The 14907-nt window shown below is 40.5% G+C and carries 11 protein-coding genes and 7 tRNA genes; 11 read left to right on the forward strand and 7 right to left on the reverse strand.

Annotated elements, in window-relative coordinates; translation table 11 throughout:
- The first annotated feature begins 162 nt into the window (after positions 1-162).
- The 7 genes from BXY41_RS24925 (at position 163) to BXY41_RS24955 (ending at position 853) form a co-directional block, all read left to right on the forward strand.
- A tRNA-Asp gene (locus BXY41_RS24925) sits at positions 163-236 on the forward strand.
- Positions 237-259: 23 nt separating this feature from the next.
- Positions 260-332 (forward strand) — tRNA-Val (locus BXY41_RS24930).
- A gap of 35 nt (positions 333-367) precedes the next feature.
- Positions 368-440, forward strand: a tRNA-Thr gene (locus BXY41_RS24935).
- 18 nt (positions 441-458) lie between these two features.
- Positions 459-540, forward strand: a tRNA-Tyr gene (locus BXY41_RS24940).
- 46 nt (positions 541-586) lie between these two features.
- Positions 587-660, forward strand: a tRNA-Met gene (locus BXY41_RS24945).
- Between the two features lie 44 nt (positions 661-704).
- Positions 705-777: transfer RNA gene (locus tag BXY41_RS24950), tRNA-Phe, on the forward strand.
- 3 nt (positions 778-780) lie between these two features.
- Positions 781-853 (forward strand) — tRNA-Lys (locus BXY41_RS24955).
- A gap of 68 nt (positions 854-921) precedes the next feature.
- Here the strand turns inward: BXY41_RS24955 and BXY41_RS24960 are convergent.
- The gene (locus BXY41_RS24960; RefSeq protein ID WP_104439590.1) at positions 922-1152 is read right to left on the reverse strand and encodes a hypothetical protein; all 231 of its coding nucleotides are present in this window, start codon (positions 1150-1152) and stop codon (positions 922-924) included.
- A gap of 124 nt (positions 1153-1276) precedes the next feature.
- Here BXY41_RS24960 and BXY41_RS24965 point away from each other — a divergent pair, with 124 nt between their 5' ends.
- Positions 1277-2755, forward strand: coding sequence for an aminotransferase class I/II-fold pyridoxal phosphate-dependent enzyme (locus tag BXY41_RS24965; RefSeq protein WP_104439591.1), 1479 nt, complete (start codon positions 1277-1279; stop codon positions 2753-2755).
- Positions 2756-2776: 21 nt separating this feature from the next.
- Positions 2777-3364 (forward strand): nucleoside/nucleotide kinase family protein, encoded by a 588-nt coding sequence (locus tag BXY41_RS24970; RefSeq protein WP_104439592.1) that lies wholly within the window; start codon positions 2777-2779, stop codon positions 3362-3364.
- Between the two features lie 71 nt (positions 3365-3435).
- Here the strand turns inward: BXY41_RS24970 and BXY41_RS24975 are convergent, their stop codons facing one another.
- From BXY41_RS24975 to BXY41_RS25000, 6 genes are all read right to left on the reverse strand, one after another.
- The gene (locus BXY41_RS24975; RefSeq protein ID WP_104439593.1) at positions 3436-4437 is read right to left on the reverse strand and encodes an ABC transporter permease; all 1002 of its coding nucleotides are present in this window, start codon (positions 4435-4437) and stop codon (positions 3436-3438) included.
- Positions 4434-5933 (reverse strand): sugar ABC transporter ATP-binding protein, encoded by a 1500-nt coding sequence (locus BXY41_RS24980; RefSeq protein ID WP_104439594.1) that lies wholly within the window; start codon positions 5931-5933, stop codon positions 4434-4436. The genes BXY41_RS24975 and BXY41_RS24980 overlap by 4 nt, the downstream gene beginning before the upstream one ends.
- A gap of 34 nt (positions 5934-5967) precedes the next feature.
- Positions 5968-6978 (reverse strand): sugar ABC transporter substrate-binding protein, encoded by a 1011-nt coding sequence (locus tag BXY41_RS24985; RefSeq protein ID WP_104439595.1) that lies wholly within the window; start codon positions 6976-6978, stop codon positions 5968-5970.
- 208 nt (positions 6979-7186) lie between these two features.
- Positions 7187-8539, reverse strand: a complete 1353-nt coding sequence (locus BXY41_RS24990) for an ATP-binding cassette domain-containing protein (RefSeq protein ID WP_104439596.1) — start codon at positions 8537-8539, stop codon at positions 7187-7189.
- Positions 8536-9570, reverse strand: a complete 1035-nt coding sequence (locus BXY41_RS24995; RefSeq protein WP_104439597.1) for a sensor histidine kinase — start codon at positions 9568-9570, stop codon at positions 8536-8538. The genes BXY41_RS24990 and BXY41_RS24995 overlap by 4 nt, the downstream gene beginning before the upstream one ends.
- Positions 9571-9585: 15 nt before the next feature.
- Positions 9586-11229 (reverse strand): response regulator transcription factor, encoded by a 1644-nt coding sequence (locus tag BXY41_RS25000; protein ID WP_104439598.1) that lies wholly within the window; start codon positions 11227-11229, stop codon positions 9586-9588.
- A 326-nt stretch (positions 11230-11555) separates the two neighbouring features.
- Between BXY41_RS25000 and BXY41_RS25005 the strand changes: the two genes are divergently transcribed.
- Both BXY41_RS25005 and BXY41_RS25010 read left to right on the forward strand, forming a co-directional pair.
- Positions 11556-13736 (forward strand): helix-turn-helix domain-containing protein, encoded by a 2181-nt coding sequence (locus BXY41_RS25005; RefSeq protein WP_104439599.1) that lies wholly within the window; start codon positions 11556-11558, stop codon positions 13734-13736.
- 186 nt (positions 13737-13922) lie between these two features.
- Positions 13923-14900 carry an ABC transporter permease gene (locus tag BXY41_RS25010; RefSeq protein WP_104439600.1) on the forward strand — a complete coding sequence of 326 codons (978 nt, stop codon included), beginning with the start codon at positions 13923-13925 and terminating at the stop codon, positions 14898-14900.
- Positions 14901-14907: the final 7 nt, after the last annotated feature.

A 14907-nucleotide genomic window follows, 5' to 3' on the forward strand; every position in this document is an offset into this window, starting at 1 on the left:
AGGTAGATAGGGCAGAGGTGGAAGCATGGTAACATGTGCAGCTGACTGTCACTAATAGGTCGAGGGCTTAACCAGGTTGGTTTAGGTAAGAGGAAGAACGGATGAAAGATATATAACAATGTGTGGTTTTGAGGGTATATGTATTAACCTTCAAAAAGGTTTGGCCTGGTGGCTCAGTTGGTTAGAGCGCCGCCCTGTCACGGCGGAGGTCGTGGGTTCGAGTCCCATCCGGGTCGTTTTACAACTGAATTTTGCTTATGGGATCTTAGCTCAGCTGGGAGAGCATCTGCCTTACAAGCAGAGGGTCATAGGTTCGAGCCCTATAGGTCCCATTCTGTATGCACAAGCCATACATGAGTAGATTTGTGCCGATGTGGCTCAATTGGCAGAGCAGCTGATTTGTAATCAGCAGGTTATCGGTTCGAGTCCGATCATCGGCTTGCATCAAAATTAAATATGGATGGGTTCCCGAGTGGCCAAAGGGGGCAGACTGTAAATCTGTTATCGACGATTTCGATGGTTCGAATCCATCTCCATCCATTTAGTGATTAAAATTCTAATCACTGCATATAATATAATTGAATAACGCGGGGTGGAGCAGTCTGGAAGCTCGTCGGGCTCATAACCCGAAGGTCGCAGGTTCAAATCCTGCCCCCGCAATTTTTGTTGGTATTTTTTATGAATTATGTGTTTTTTACACATGAGCCCAGATAGCTCAGTTGGTAGAGCAGAGGACTGAAAATCCTCGTGTCGCTGGTTCGATTCCGGCTTTGGGCATATGGGATACTAGCTCAGGTGGTAGAGCACTTGACTTTTAATCAAGTTGTCCGGGGTTCGAATCCCCGGTGTCTCAGGACAAGCCTTGGAACAGAAATGTTTCAGGGCTTTTTTTATACAAAAAAATATTCGATGAAAGTATTACTATTCATCGAATTCTACGATTACATAATATCCCCTGTCATTGTGTTTGATTTCTTTTACAATTCCATGGTCAGATTTAATACGGTCACGGCCCATATAGCATCCGGACATGGCTACCGCAGGGTCGATAATATAGCTATAGCTGCTGGTTCCTTCTCTTTCGATGATCTGAACCTGGTCACCGGCCGCTACAAGTCCGGGGCGTTCCATTTTAAATTCTATCAGTCTCATAATCGGTGTTCTCCTTCTTATTTCCAGGTTATTATAACCCTGTGAGAAAAAATTGTAAAGATAAGATAAGAATGATATACTAAAAGGGCAATTTCAAGTGCTAATAAGAGAGGCGGTTGGCAAAGTGAGTGATAATAGGAATCTATTAGAACGATTAAAGGGGTATGGAAGATCAGATTTTTATCCCTTTCATATGCCTGGGCATAAAAGACAATGGGAAGAATCATTTTGTGAGAAATTTACCAACCCATTTTCTGTTGATATTACGGAAATTGATGGATTTGATAATCTGCATCATCCCCAGGGGATATTAAAGGAGTCTATGGACTGGGCGGCGGACGTATATAAAAGTGACAGGACTTATTATCTGGTGAATGGAAGCAGCTGCGGGATATTAAGTGCCATCAGCGGTACGGTGTCAAGAGGCGGAACTATTTTGATGAGTAGAAATTGTCACAAGTCAGCATTCCATGGAGTTTTCCTCAATAATTTAAGAGCAGAATATATTTATCCACAATTGATTGAGGAATTTGGCCTTCAAGGTGGAATACTTCCTGAAGATATGGAATGGATGTTGAAAAACCATCCGGATGTGGAAGCTGTTCTTGTGGTATCTCCTACTTATGACGGTATTGTTTCGGATGTGAGTAAGCTTGCGGATATTGTTCATAAATATGGTTTACCTTTGATTGTTGATGAGGCACATGGCGCTCATTTTTCTTTTGGAAAGGGACAGGGGTTTCCTGTTTCTGCCATTGAACTGGGAGCGGATGTGGTGATTCAGAGTCTTCATAAGACACTTCCATCCCTTACACAGACTGCTGTTATGCATGTGAAAGACGGGTACGTGGATATGGACAGGCTGGACCGGTATGTGCATATGTATCAGACCAGCAGCCCGTCTTATGTTCTGCTTGCTTCCATAGACAACTGTATCAGATATATGGATGAAAATGGGTCAAAATGCATGAATGAGTTCTATGAGAGGATAATAGAGTTAAGAGCTGGGCTCAAAGATCTTACCTGCCTGAAGATACTTGATGAACAGGTGAAAGGACAGTCAGGAGCGTATGAGGTTGATTTATCAAAGCTTATTATATCTACAAGGGAGTCTAAATACTCGGGAGCTGAACTGGATCATCTATTAAGAGAAGATTATCATTTGGAAATGGAAATGTGCGGAACGGACTATGTAACGGCTATTTTAACCATGGCTGACACAGGAGAAGGATTTAAAAGGCTTTCCCAGGCATTGCTGGAGATTGATTCAACGGCAGGAAAAGGCTCTGAGATATCTTCCGGCGGGAAATATTTAGCAGCGGAATACGACAATTTTAAAGTCAGACCGGAATGCAGGACGACTATTGGGAAGTCCATGGACTCACGTAGAAGAAAAGTTTTTTTAAATGAAGCCACGGATCTTGTCTCAGCGGAATTTGTTTACATTTATCCCCCGGGTATTCCCATTATTGCGCCTGGCGAAGTGCTGAAAAAGGAACTGATTGAATTGATTGCAGCATATAAAGATATGAAACTTCCGGTACAGGGACTGGAAGATGAAAAAATAGAACATATTTATGTTATGGATGAATTAGCTGAATAAATAAATCTGGAGTGGGAAACGATGAGCAGGATATTTTATATTATGGGTAAAAGTGCAACCGGGAAGGATACTATTTATAAGAAACTTCTGGAGAGAATTCCTGGTTTAAAAACCATTACCCCATATACCACAAGACCGATTCGGGATGGGGAAGTTAACGGAGTGGAATATTTTTTCACAACCAGAGAAGAGCTGGAACAATTCCGCAGAGACAAGAAATTAATTGAGGAACGTACTTACGATACAATATATGGGCCATGGACTTATTTTACTGTAGACGATGGGCAGTTTGACCGGTCAGGAGGGGAAGGATATCTTATGATCGGGACCTTGGAATCTTACGAAAAAACCAGATATCATTTTGGAAGTGAGTATTTGATTCCAATTTATGTGGAGGTGGATGACAGAGAGCGCTTACTTCGTTCTATTGAGAGAGAAAGATGTCAGGAAGTTCCTAAATATAAGGAAGTATGCAGAAGGTTTCTTGCGGATGAAGAAGATTTTAAAGAGGAGAATCTGCTTCGATGCGGGATAGATACGCGTTTTCAAAATGATAATTTTGATTACTGCCTGGATGAAATTACAGAGCAGATTAAAAAGAATTTGTAGAATAAAATGCTCTCTGAAACTGGTATATTACCAAATTGTTCAGAGAGCATTTTTATTTTATTTTATTTATTTTATTTTGCTGCCAGTCTTCTGGCTTTTGCTTCCATACGGGATCTTGTTACATCGATGAATACGGCTGCGATGATAACCATACCAATTACGATATATTGAACAGAACTTGAGGTGTTAAGGAGTGTCAGTCCGTTACGAATGGTAGAGATCATCAGTGCACCGATTAACGTTCCCCAGATGGTTCCCTTGCCTCCCATGAAAGAGGCACCTCCTATAATACAGGCTGCAATGGCATCTGTATCATAAGGTGATATGGCTGCAGATGGGTTTGCTACTGCAGAACGCCCTACGATTACCAGGCCAGCTATTGCACACATGAAGCCGGATAAGCTGTAGACAAAGATCAGGACGTTGTCGGAATTGATGCCTGATAGTCGGGCAGCTTCCGGATTTCCGCCTACACAGTAAATCATTCTGCCCAGTGCGGTTTTATTTAAAAAGAAATGATACACACCATATATCAGTAAAAGAACTACAAAGCATAGAGGAATTCCGGAGAATCCGTCCAGTGACTTAAACAGGTTGCTGGAGCCTAAAAATGTAACGCCTGCTGGGAAGTCGGAAATCGTTTTGGTTGATACCACTAAAAGAGCAAGACCGCAAAGTACGTTCTTCATACCCAGAGTTGATACAAAGGGATGAGGGAGATGCATTTTCGTCAACAGAAGTCCATTTAAAAATCCGACACAAAGTCCTGTGATAATGCAGGCCAGTATGAGGATAAATGGATTGGTAATTCCCAGTGAATTCTTGAGCATACCCATTACACAGGCGCATAATATGGCATTTGCGCCTACAGAAAGGTCAATGCCTGCGGTAATCAGTACAACCAGCATTGCTGCGGATATAAGGCCATTAACGGCTGTCTGGCGCAGGATATTCATCATGTTATTCATTGTAAGAAATTTGTCTGTTGCTACTGACAGAATCATAAACAACAGGATCAGAGCCAACAGCGGAGCTGCCTTACTGACTATGTCTTTCATTTTTTTTGTTTTCATTGTATAGCACCTCCCCAGGCAGCTTTCATAATTGTCTCCTGATTTAGTAAGTTACTGTCTCGTGAAAGCTCACCCATGATTTTTCCTTCTCTCATTATAATGACTCTGTCACTCATTCCGATAATTTCTGGCAGCTCAGAGGAAATCATGATTACACATTTTCCTGCTTTAATTAAGTTGTTCATGATGTTATAAACTTCAACTTTTGCGCCTACATCAATGCCTCTGGTGGGTTCATCAAAGATATAGATATCTGCATTGGTGTTAATCCATTTGCCGATTACTACTTTCTGCTGATTTCCTCCAGACAGCTGCCCCACTGCCTCTTTCGAATCTGATATTTTAATTTTTAAACCTTCAACATTATCTCCGGTTAGCTGGTCAATGTGTTTCTCATCCAGAAAGAGTCCTTTTTTGCATTTTTTCATGGAACTGAGAATGAGATTGGTACGTACAGACTGGGTCAGAACAAGGCCCTGGCCTTTCCGGTCCTCTGTTAAAAATGCGATGCCTTGTCGGATTGCATCCTTTGGAGTTTTAATTGTGGCAGGTTTTTCATTGATATAAATAGTTCCAGAATCGTGGCCGTCAGCACCGAATATGGCGCGGAACGTTTCTGTACGACCAGCGCCTACCAGGCCGGCAAAACCAAGTATTTCTCCGTAATTGGCATGAAAACTCACATCTTTTAAAAGTCCGGTTGAATTCAGATGCTCGACTCTTAAGGCCTCTTTCCCTCTGGTGGTTTCTATCTTTGGATACTGGTTATCCAGAGTTCTTCCTACCATGGCAGAGATCAGAGAGTCATTGTCCATCTCAGAAATGTCTTTTGTCAGAATATGTTCTCCATCTCTCATAACCGTTACACGATCGCATAATTCGAAGAGTTCTTCCAGTTTGTGGGATACAAACAGGATGGAGATTCCTTTTTCCTTTAGAGAACGGACTGTTTTCATTAATTGGGCAACCTCTTTTTCTCCAAGACTGGAAGTCGGCTCATCCATAATGATCAGCTTCGCATCAATTAAAACGGCTTTTGCTATCTCAACCATCTGCTGTATTCCCATGCCATAGGTACCACATTCTTTCTTTACATCAATATCCTGTCCCAGTGACAGCATTACCTCATGGGCCATCTCATGCATTTTCTCATATTCCAGGAGCGGGCTGTTCTTCTTTTTCAGCGCTTTATTAATAAATATATTATCTGTGACTGACAGAAGGCGTACAATATTAAGTTCCTGGTAAACACAGGCGATTCCATGAGCGGCAGCCTCCCTGGGGTTTTTAAAGGAGACCTCTTTCCCCTCCATGATGAGAGTACCTTCTTCCGGGGTATACACCCCGGTCAGTACTTTAATCAGCGTGGATTTACCGGCACCGTTTTCACCGATCAGTCCATGAATTTCGCCTGGTTTTATTTCCAGTGACATATTGCGCAGAGCCACAACTCCTGGGAAGCGTTTCGTCACATCTTTCAGTTCCATTAAGCTCATAGCAGTTCAACCCTTTCTGTTTCTTACAAGCAGGTTATTTTAAATAGCCTTTCAGTTTTTCTAAGTAGTCTTTTGCATTTTCAGAAGAAATAACTTCACAGCCTGTATCCACAAAGGATTTCACTGTCTCGCCCTTTACAGCTTTCACTGCAGTTTCTACTGATTTATATCCCATGGTGTAAGCTGACTGGGCGCAGGTTGCGGAAATTGTTCCGTCAATAATATTCTGAACACCACTCTGATTTCCATCAAATCCTACGATGACTACATCTTTTAATCCGCTTTGTTTGCAGGCGGTTGCAGCTCCTGCAGCAGTATCATCGTTATGGCATAAGACGATCTGAATGTTACCGCTTTGAGCAGTAATCATGTTTTCCATAACATTGGCAGCCGTGTCAGGATTTGACTGGGCATACTGTACGGAAACCACGTCTATTCCATTTTCTTTCATGGCTCTTTCGTAACCGGCCTGTCTGGCATCGCTGGTCGCGTTTCCTTCAACACCACCTATAATAACTGCTTTTGCTCCCTTGCCTGCTTTTTCTGCAGCATATAATCCGCCCTGATAGGCTGCTTTGTCATTACCAGTACCAACAAAGGCTATTTTACCGGGTATTTCAGCGTCGGTATCTACGGTTATGATTGGTATTTTTACATCACCGATTACGCTGGCAACTGATTCCGACTGGAGAGGGGAGATAACAAATGCATCAATGCCTCCTGACAGCATGGTTTCAATCATATTGTTCTGTTCGTCATAAGCTGTTTCTGAAGCAGGACCCTGAAGGTCAACTTTTACACCTAAATCCTTTGCTGCAGCATTGACTCCGGCAGCTACATAGCTCCAGTATTCGCTGGAAAGCGTTTTTAAGATTACACCGACTTTGATATCTCCCGTAGTGGAAGCAGCGGTGGAAGCGGGAGCAGCAGCGGCAGTGGAAGCTTCACTGCTTGCTGGCGTTGCATCCGCTTTTTTTCCTGCACAACCGGTAGCTGATACCAGTAAGGCAGAAATTAACATCATGGATAAGATTCTTTTTTTCATGTTTAATCTCCTTTCACAACACGTATTATACAAGTTGCATAAAATGATTCAATGTAATTACTATTTTATAGACAAAAACACAATAAGACAATGGTATAATTTGCGCTGTAAGGGGGTGGATGTTTCGATATCTTATTTTATATCGGATGAAAAAAAGCCCGGCAGAGATAGGCTTTTTTCAAAGAGAGGCGGTGGAAAATGGGTGCAGTTAATCGGTAAACAAACAGCCATTTTCCACGGTCAGATGTTTTCCTTTCATGGTATATGCTTCTATTATATGGTTTGTAATGAGTATGACTGCTATTCCGGATTTTAAAGCTTCATCAAGCAGGTTGATGGTCAGAAAACGCAGCTGGAAATCAATGGATGAGAATGGTTTGATACAAACCAGTATTTTCGGACGGAGAAAAATCCATCTGTAATAGATCAGCTTCAGCTTGCACTCATCACTTACTTTATCCGCTTTCTCTTCCAATTCCTTCTCTGTAAAAATCCCTTCCGTTAAGTTTTTAACCAGTTTTCGATAAGACTTTTTAAACTGAATGCCAGATTTTTTTTGCATCAGCATAAAAATAAAGTTATCCATAATCGTCATATCGGTAAATATCATCTCATCTAATGACCTGGCCTCAATGAAAACAATTTCATTTAAAACTGAGCGGAAAATCGTATCTGACCGGTTGGATATAATCGCTTTTCCAGTTATGGAGCGGCAGCCTTCCAGCATTGAGATGGCGTGACTGCATTCTGCGGAATTTGTGTCCAGAATGTTTAACAGTTCTCCTCCCTTTACATAGCGGGTTAAGGAGATTATTGGATTTAGTTTTAAATCCTGAATATCCTGAGTATCAGTAGTGTTTTGCTCATTGACTGACTGAATAAAGTGATGGGGTGTGAAACGGCTTATTGATCTTCCGTTTTTTATAATGGTAATTTCATCAGTATGTTTCCATAAATCAGAATCGCTTCCTGAAACATAGAGAAAGGTCATCCCTTTGCTTTTTAATTTAGCGGATAGTTCAAAAAAACCGTTCATTTCATCCTCTGATAAGAACATCTCCAGATCTGTAATAACTGCCAGCTTCCGGCCGGATACGTAGGCACGGAGAAGTTCGATCTGCTTTTGTCTTCCGTAATCCAGTGTATGGGCTTTGGATGACATGGGGAGTGACAGATCCAGCTCTTTTATAAGATCCGGTGCCATCCGGCAAAGAGAAGCAGCCCGGTTCCACCAGAATACTTTACTGTTAGCTACAAATATATTCTCTTCCACACTTAGCTGGGAAAAAATTCCACGGGTTTTGCCTATGAAAACGGTTTGTTTCTGAATCTGATCCTGGGAACGGTGGGAATTTATTTTTTCTCCATTCCAGTAGATCCAGCCGGAATCTGGTTTTAATGTGCCGTTTAGAAGCCTCAGCAAATTCTGCTTTTCAATTAAATTAGGGATAATGGCGCAGCAAATCTGCCCCTGAAAGGCTCGCAGGCATACACCTTTTAGTAAAGTCTGATTTCCCTCAGAACAGTAGATATTTTCATATCGCAATACTTCCTGTTTCATTGTTCCAGCCTCTCTGCTTCATCAAGTATGTAGGGAATTGTAAGAGACACCTCAGTTCCGGCTCCCGGGGAACTGAACAAATGAATGCCGTATTCCTCTCCCATAAGAAGACGTATTCTGGAGTTCACATTATTCAGTGCGATTCCACCTTTCTTGTCTTCTCTCACGGAACCAGTGCCGCCTGCCATATGAAGAAGTGTATCGTTTAAATGTTCGACTGTTGATTCGTCTATGCCAATACCGTCATCTGAGACGGAAATATAAAGGATGGTATCGCTGTGATCAATGTCTATAATCACCTTTCCTCCTTCCACTTTTGGCTCTAAACCATGCTTAATGGCATTTTCAACGATTGGCTGGAGCGTAAGCTTTGGAATTCTGGCTTTTAAAAGATTTTCTTCCTCTGGCAGCAGGATATCCAGATATAACTTTTCCTCAAACCGGTATTTCTGAATTAAAAAATAGTTTTTTACATTGGAAAGCTCCTCTTCCAGGGTTGTAAGACTTTCCATATTAGAAGTAGTGTAACGGAAAAAGACCGCCAGTGCTTCTGCAATTTTCCCAATCTCAGGAACTCCCGCCATAATGGCATCTGAGCGGATGGACTCCAGTACATTATAGAGAAAATGAGGATTGATCTGATTTTGTAAGGCCAGATAGCGGGCTTGCTGTTTTGCATTTTCGATCATTTTATCCTTATCCAGACTGGTATGGAGTCCTGATAACAATTCATCGAAGCTGGGAGATATGCCTTCCAGACTTTTAAAGAGCTCCGTGAAAATAATGCCGTTGTTAAAGAGCTCTGCCTGCTTTTCCATAAAACGCAGTGGTTCCCATATTTTCGCTTTTCCCCAAAGGAGAATTGAAAATAATCCAAGACCCATAAATAGAATCAGGAGCACTGCAAAGTAGGATTCCTGACTGTGATCCGCCATCAGAATCAGGAAAAGCATAAGGAGTATAAGAATGCTCCAGGATATCAAAGTACCGATCCATATGACAAACCGGTTTTTTAACCATTGCTTTTTCAATTAGATTCCTCCCAGCTATCGGTTGGTAAACAATTTCCTATATTCATTGGGCGAAACGCCAAGGGTCTTTTTAAACTGTCTGGTGAAAAACTTGATGTCATTATATCCGGCCAGTTCAGCAACCTCACTGATACTTCTCTCTTTTTCGGTCAGCAATTTTTTGGCAGTGTCAATCCGCACCATTTGTATATACTCGGTTAAGGTCTTTCCGGTTTCTTTTTTAAAGAGAGAGGAAAAATAGGTGTAGCTGAACCCTGTATTTTTAGCCAGTTCTTCCAGCTTAATGTTAATTCCCTTATTTTCTTCTATAAAATGCTTGGCATAGATGACAGGCTTTATTTCTCTGTTTTTCAAATGATCCAGCACATTCATAAGTGTTTCACAAAGAGTGTCTTCCAATAACCGGAACGTCTGCTCCAGGCTTGTACAGTGTTCGTACATTTCAGAAAACCAGGATACTTTTTCGTGTTCGTCCAAAGAGGAATCCAGCTGTTTAAATCCATTCAGATAATAGTTAAGAAGCAGCAGGAGATTTTTCTTTACCTGTAAACAGGAAGTTATATCTTCTGCCTTCATAATATGTTTTGCAGCTTCCACACATTTCTTAATCTCATCCATATCAAAGGCTTCCGGCCTGTCTTCCAGCAGCTTTAAGATTCTGGCGTCCATGGCGGAGGAGAGACCCGCGTTTATAAACGTTGGTTTTATCTCTGAGACCGTGTTTAAGCCAGTGAGAAAACGGTTACCGATGGCAATACGGCTTTCCTTAATCCGTTTAATCAGCTGGATGCAGCTATCTGCCTGTTCACTGACCACAGCATTAAAATAGAGCCTGGGGAACAAATCCTGAAGACTGAGAACACGCTCCTTTATGTGGTTTATGGATTCCAGCAGCTCTTTCCTGTCAAGAGCATCAGAAAAGAGAAGAAAGAATATTCCTTCTTCTGTTACTTCAGAGATCCAGATCCAGTTGTGGGAGGAAAATTCCACTTCAGCTATTTCAAGGGTTTTTTCTGTCAGCAGCTGGTAGCTTTCTTCCGTAAATTCCCTGTAACTGATATTGGATTTTACTGCAATACATCTTGCTGAATTCTTCATGATATCAGCTGCATTTATTTTTTCAACTTCCTGCAGAATATTCTCTTCCAGTTCGTTCAGCTGCTTTTGTAAAACAGTTTTTAAAAACAGGTGCTTAAATGTTCCGGTATAATTCTTTATGGTTTCCTCAAGATGCAGGCGTGAGGATTGTATGGATATCTGCTCCTGGGTTTCCTTAACCAGTTTTTTTAATGTACGGGTTAAATCTTCCTGGTTGATGGGTTTTAGCAGATAATCTCTTACCCCAAACCGCATTCCCTGCTGGGCATACTGAAAGTCTTTATAACCGCTGATGATGATGCATTTGAGAATTTCATTCTGCATTTTTGCTTCTTCAATCAGACGAAGACCATCCATTCCAGGCATTCGGATATCTGTAAGAAGAATATCCGGTTTTTTTTCATTAATCAGCTGCAGAGCAGTTAAACCGTCGTATGCGGTTCCAAGCAGCCGGATGCCAATTTCATCCCAATTAACTAAATATTCGATGAGCTTACAGATCTTTTTTTCATCGTCTGCAATTACCATTCCTAAAATTGCAATCATCTCCCGTTTTGTCATTTTTAACAGTATTGCCTTTCAGGTTAAGTATACTTCACTGGTGAGAGATTCTCAACATAAATAGTGTTGAAAATTGTTGGAAATTGTAAAAAACACCATAATATTTTTAAAAATGATGAAAATATTAAGTAATAATGCTTTCGAATACCAGTTAATTTGTTAAATTTATATCAAAAGTGCATAAAAGCAATTCAAATCATAGGCAGTAACTATGAGTACAGATGAATTTTCTTGCTATCAATGAGTGGGTTTGGTATATTATTAATAAGATTTTGTACCGTAAGAAAACATAGGGAATGTAAGAGGTATAATAAGGTGATTAAAATATGAATGCGATGGAAGCCCGTAAGAGCAGATTCTTTAAAAATATGTTTTTGTCCTACTGTCTGATCATTATATTAAGCTTTCTCATTTACTCGGTTACAGTCATTTATGAGGCTGCAAAGGTGAAAGAAAATCAGGCAGTTAAATATTATGAAACAAAGGCACAGGCATTTGCCAATGGGATGGATCAGCAGATTTACAGCGCCCAGAATATAATAACAAATCTTAATAATTCCTCGTTGATTAATAAATTGTATATGACTGTTCAGATGCAAAGTCCGGTTGATTCCTATCTTTTGTATCAGGTGTTAAATGACATCCGCTATCAGAAAACAGCTGGAGATGATTTTAATATCACAGATGTTGTCCTGATGATGAATAATTACAATAAGGTATATACCAGTGATGAAGTGGTTCATTTATCCGATCGCATTGATTTATCAGAATGGAAAACCGACCGTCTGGCAATTACAGATTTGAATACCAGTTTAAATATGAATAACAGCCAGCTGACATTTTTTAAAAAATATCTTATATACAGTGGTGCCTATCAATATGGATCTGGTTCACAGAGAGGTATTATCTGCGTTCTGTTTGAAAATCAGAAGATAGGAGAGATGCTTAAGGCTGCATCTGGTGAGGCCCGGGGATATGCAGTTTACTATAATGGAAAACCGGTTATAAAAGAGGGGATTGAAGATGGAAGAAGTTTTAAACAGACCTCACAGGTAAGCAGTGCCATCTCTTATGAGATTATAGCGGATTATAGTAAGTTTGGCTTTGAGTTCTCTGACTTAGGATCTTTTGCATTGATATTTGGATTTTTGATTTGTATGGGGTATTTAATACTGGCTTATTTTTTTACAAACCGGTATTCGTCCCCATTTGAGAAAATCAGGCTTTTAGTGGGGAAAGACAGGAAAGAGGGAAAAAACGAAGCAGAAAAAATTGTGTCCGGTGTGGTTGATCTTCTTGGAGAGCGTAATGGGTATATGCAGCAGGTTCATAACATGTCACCCTATGCCAGCCAGGGAATCCTTCACAGTCTTATTCTTGGGAGTGACGGGGAATCCGTTAATAAAGAATTTCTGACTGATTTTGTTCAGTTAAAACGAGTATTTTTTCTGGCTGCCATGGTTGATTTATACTATGGAGAAAAATGGAGTAAGGATGAGGCAAAGAAAGGGGTAAAAGCAATTTCCCTGCTGGCGGAACAGGAATCAGATGAAGAATTTAAGATCCTGTCTTATAAAAAGGATTCTACCCATGTCTATCTTATTTTTAACAGTAATAACGGAGAGCGTCTTGAAGATAAACTTTACGAGTTTTTTGATAAAATGAAAAAGACCCTGGATTTCAATTGTATGGTGACCGTTGGAGCAGATGAGGTTAAGGAAGAACTGGAAGAGATATCTGTTTCCTGTGACAATGCAATGCTTGCTTTGGAAAAAATTTTATGGGAGGGAAGAGGGGCAATCTATTTCCATGATCCACAGTCAGACTGTTCTATGAATTATTATTTTCCAAAGGATGGGGTAAAACAGCTGACCAAGGGGATGAAGGACAGAGACAGGGAGTCTATCCGCCATTTCTTTGAGGAGATTGAGAAGAAAAACCAGATGGAGTTTGATAATTCTGTTTATGCTGGAAAGCTGCTGTTAAGTGAGCTTTATGTTACTGTCGCAAAAGCGATGCAGGCAGTATGGGATCAGTGTGGCATTCCTTTAAGAAGAGTGGATGTCTGCCCCTCTTACCGTACCATGGATGAGGTCATTGAATATTACAGTAATCTGATCGAAGGGCTTTTTATTGAAGTGGACCAATCTGAGGAATTAAGAGAGGAATATTTCCAGAATGAGTCGGAATTAATTGAGTATATCAATAAAAATGACAAAAACCCGGATCTATCCCTCACCCAGATAGCGGACCATTTTTCGGTAAGCAGTAAATATGTGACTGCTTTGGTGAAAAAACGGTTTGGCATGACCTATTTAAAATATGTGCAGGAACGAAGAATTTCTTATGCCATTGATCTTTTAAAGAATTCGTCTCTTCCTCTTGAGAAAATAGCGGAGGAATGTGGCTACACCAATATGCTGACATTCAGAAGAAATTTTAAAGCGATTATGGCATGTAACCCAAGTGACTTCCGGGGAGAGAAAACAGCGGAAGAAGAGTCGTGATAAATTAACAAATAAAAGGACTATAAAATCAGGAATGAATCAAAAAAGGATAGTAAATACTGCTTCCTTTTTTGATTCATTCATTTTTTGTGGTCAAAATGCCCTTGGAAAAAGTGAAACTAGCAAAAAAGTAGGGCAAATTATACAATTTACTCATAACTCATCAAATGGAAGGGGACAAAAGAAATGAATGTGCTTGCCAGCAAAAAAGCAAAGCCAGAGATAAAAAAACTCTCGAAAGAAGAAAAAAAACTGCTGTTTCGAAAAAATGTGAAGAGAGATAAATATCTGCTTCTAATGTTTGCACCAGTTTTGATCTATTATCTGATATTCGCCTATTTACCTATGACAGGTCTTGTGATGGCGTTTACACAATTTAAGGCGGGCAGCGGAATGATGGGCCTTTATACAGGTACCTTTGTGGGGCTGAAATGGTTTATTCAGTTTTTTAACTCACCGTATGCGTTCCGATTGATTCGAAATACCTTTTTGCTATCATTTTATTCGTTAATATTTGGGTTTCCGATTCCTATTATTTTTGCACTGTGTATTACCCAGATAAAAAACAAGTATTTACAGAAAGGAACTCAGATCATTACATATCTGCCTTATTTTATCTCTACGGTAGTCATTTGCGGAATGATAACAAACTTTTTATCACCGTCCAGCGGAATTATTAACCAGCTGATCGTTAAGGCAGGGGGGACCGCAATAAACTTTCTGGGTGAGCCTAAATGGTTCCGGGCGATTTATGTAATTTCCGGTTCCTGGCAGAGCTTTGGATTTAATTCCATTATCTTTGTAGCTGCAATTATGGGCGTTGCGCCGGAACTTTATGAAGCAATGAAGGTGGATGGTGCCAGCAAGGTTCAGACCATACGTTATCTGGTGTTGCCAAGTATTAAGCCAACCATCGTGCTTTTACTTATTATGTCACTGGGCAATCTCTTAAATGTGGGATTTGAAAAGGTTTATCTTCTTTATAATTCCGGAATCTATGATACGGCAGATGTAATTTCCACTTATGTTTACAGGCAGGGTATTGGCAGTCAGAATTACAGCTATGCAACAGCAGTGGGACTGTTTAATTCACTGATTGCTTTTGTCATCGTGTTTACGGCAAACAGGCTCAGCAGAAAATTGACAGAAACATCGGTATGGTAAGGAGGAA

Source organism: Lacrimispora xylanisolvens, assembly GCF_002934545.1.
In the GTDB taxonomy this organism is placed as follows: Bacteria; Bacillota; Clostridia; order Lachnospirales; family Lachnospiraceae; genus Lacrimispora; species Lacrimispora xylanisolvens.

What these genes read in the sequence shown, in the direction of transcription:
- BXY41_RS24960 (WP_104439590.1), bottom strand. Translation starts at nt 1,152, where the DNA reads ATGAGACTGATAGAATTTAAAATGGAACGCCCCGGACTTGTAGCGGCC.
- BXY41_RS24970 (WP_104439592.1), top strand. Translation starts at nt 2,777, where the DNA reads ATGAGCAGGATATTTTATATTATGGGTAAAAGTGCAACCGGGAAGGAT.
- BXY41_RS24975 (WP_104439593.1), bottom strand. Translation starts at nt 4,437, where the DNA reads ATGAAAACAAAAAAAATGAAAGACATAGTCAGTAAGGCAGCTCCGCTG.
- BXY41_RS24980 (WP_104439594.1), bottom strand. Translation starts at nt 5,933, where the DNA reads ATGAGCTTAATGGAACTGAAAGATGTGACGAAACGCTTCCCAGGAGTT.
- BXY41_RS24985 (WP_104439595.1), bottom strand. Translation starts at nt 6,978, where the DNA reads ATGAAAAAAAGAATCTTATCCATGATGTTAATTTCTGCCTTACTGGTA.
- BXY41_RS24990 (WP_104439596.1), bottom strand. Translation starts at nt 8,539, where the DNA reads ATGAAACAGGAAGTATTGCGATATGAAAATATCTACTGTTCTGAGGGA.
- BXY41_RS25000 (WP_104439598.1), bottom strand. Translation starts at nt 11,229, where the DNA reads ATGACAAAACGGGAGATGATTGCAATTTTAGGAATGGTAATTGCAGAC.
- BXY41_RS25005 (WP_104439599.1), top strand. Translation starts at nt 11,556, where the DNA reads ATGAATGCGATGGAAGCCCGTAAGAGCAGATTCTTTAAAAATATGTTT.
- BXY41_RS25010 (WP_104439600.1), top strand. Translation starts at nt 13,923, where the DNA reads ATGAATGTGCTTGCCAGCAAAAAAGCAAAGCCAGAGATAAAAAAACTC.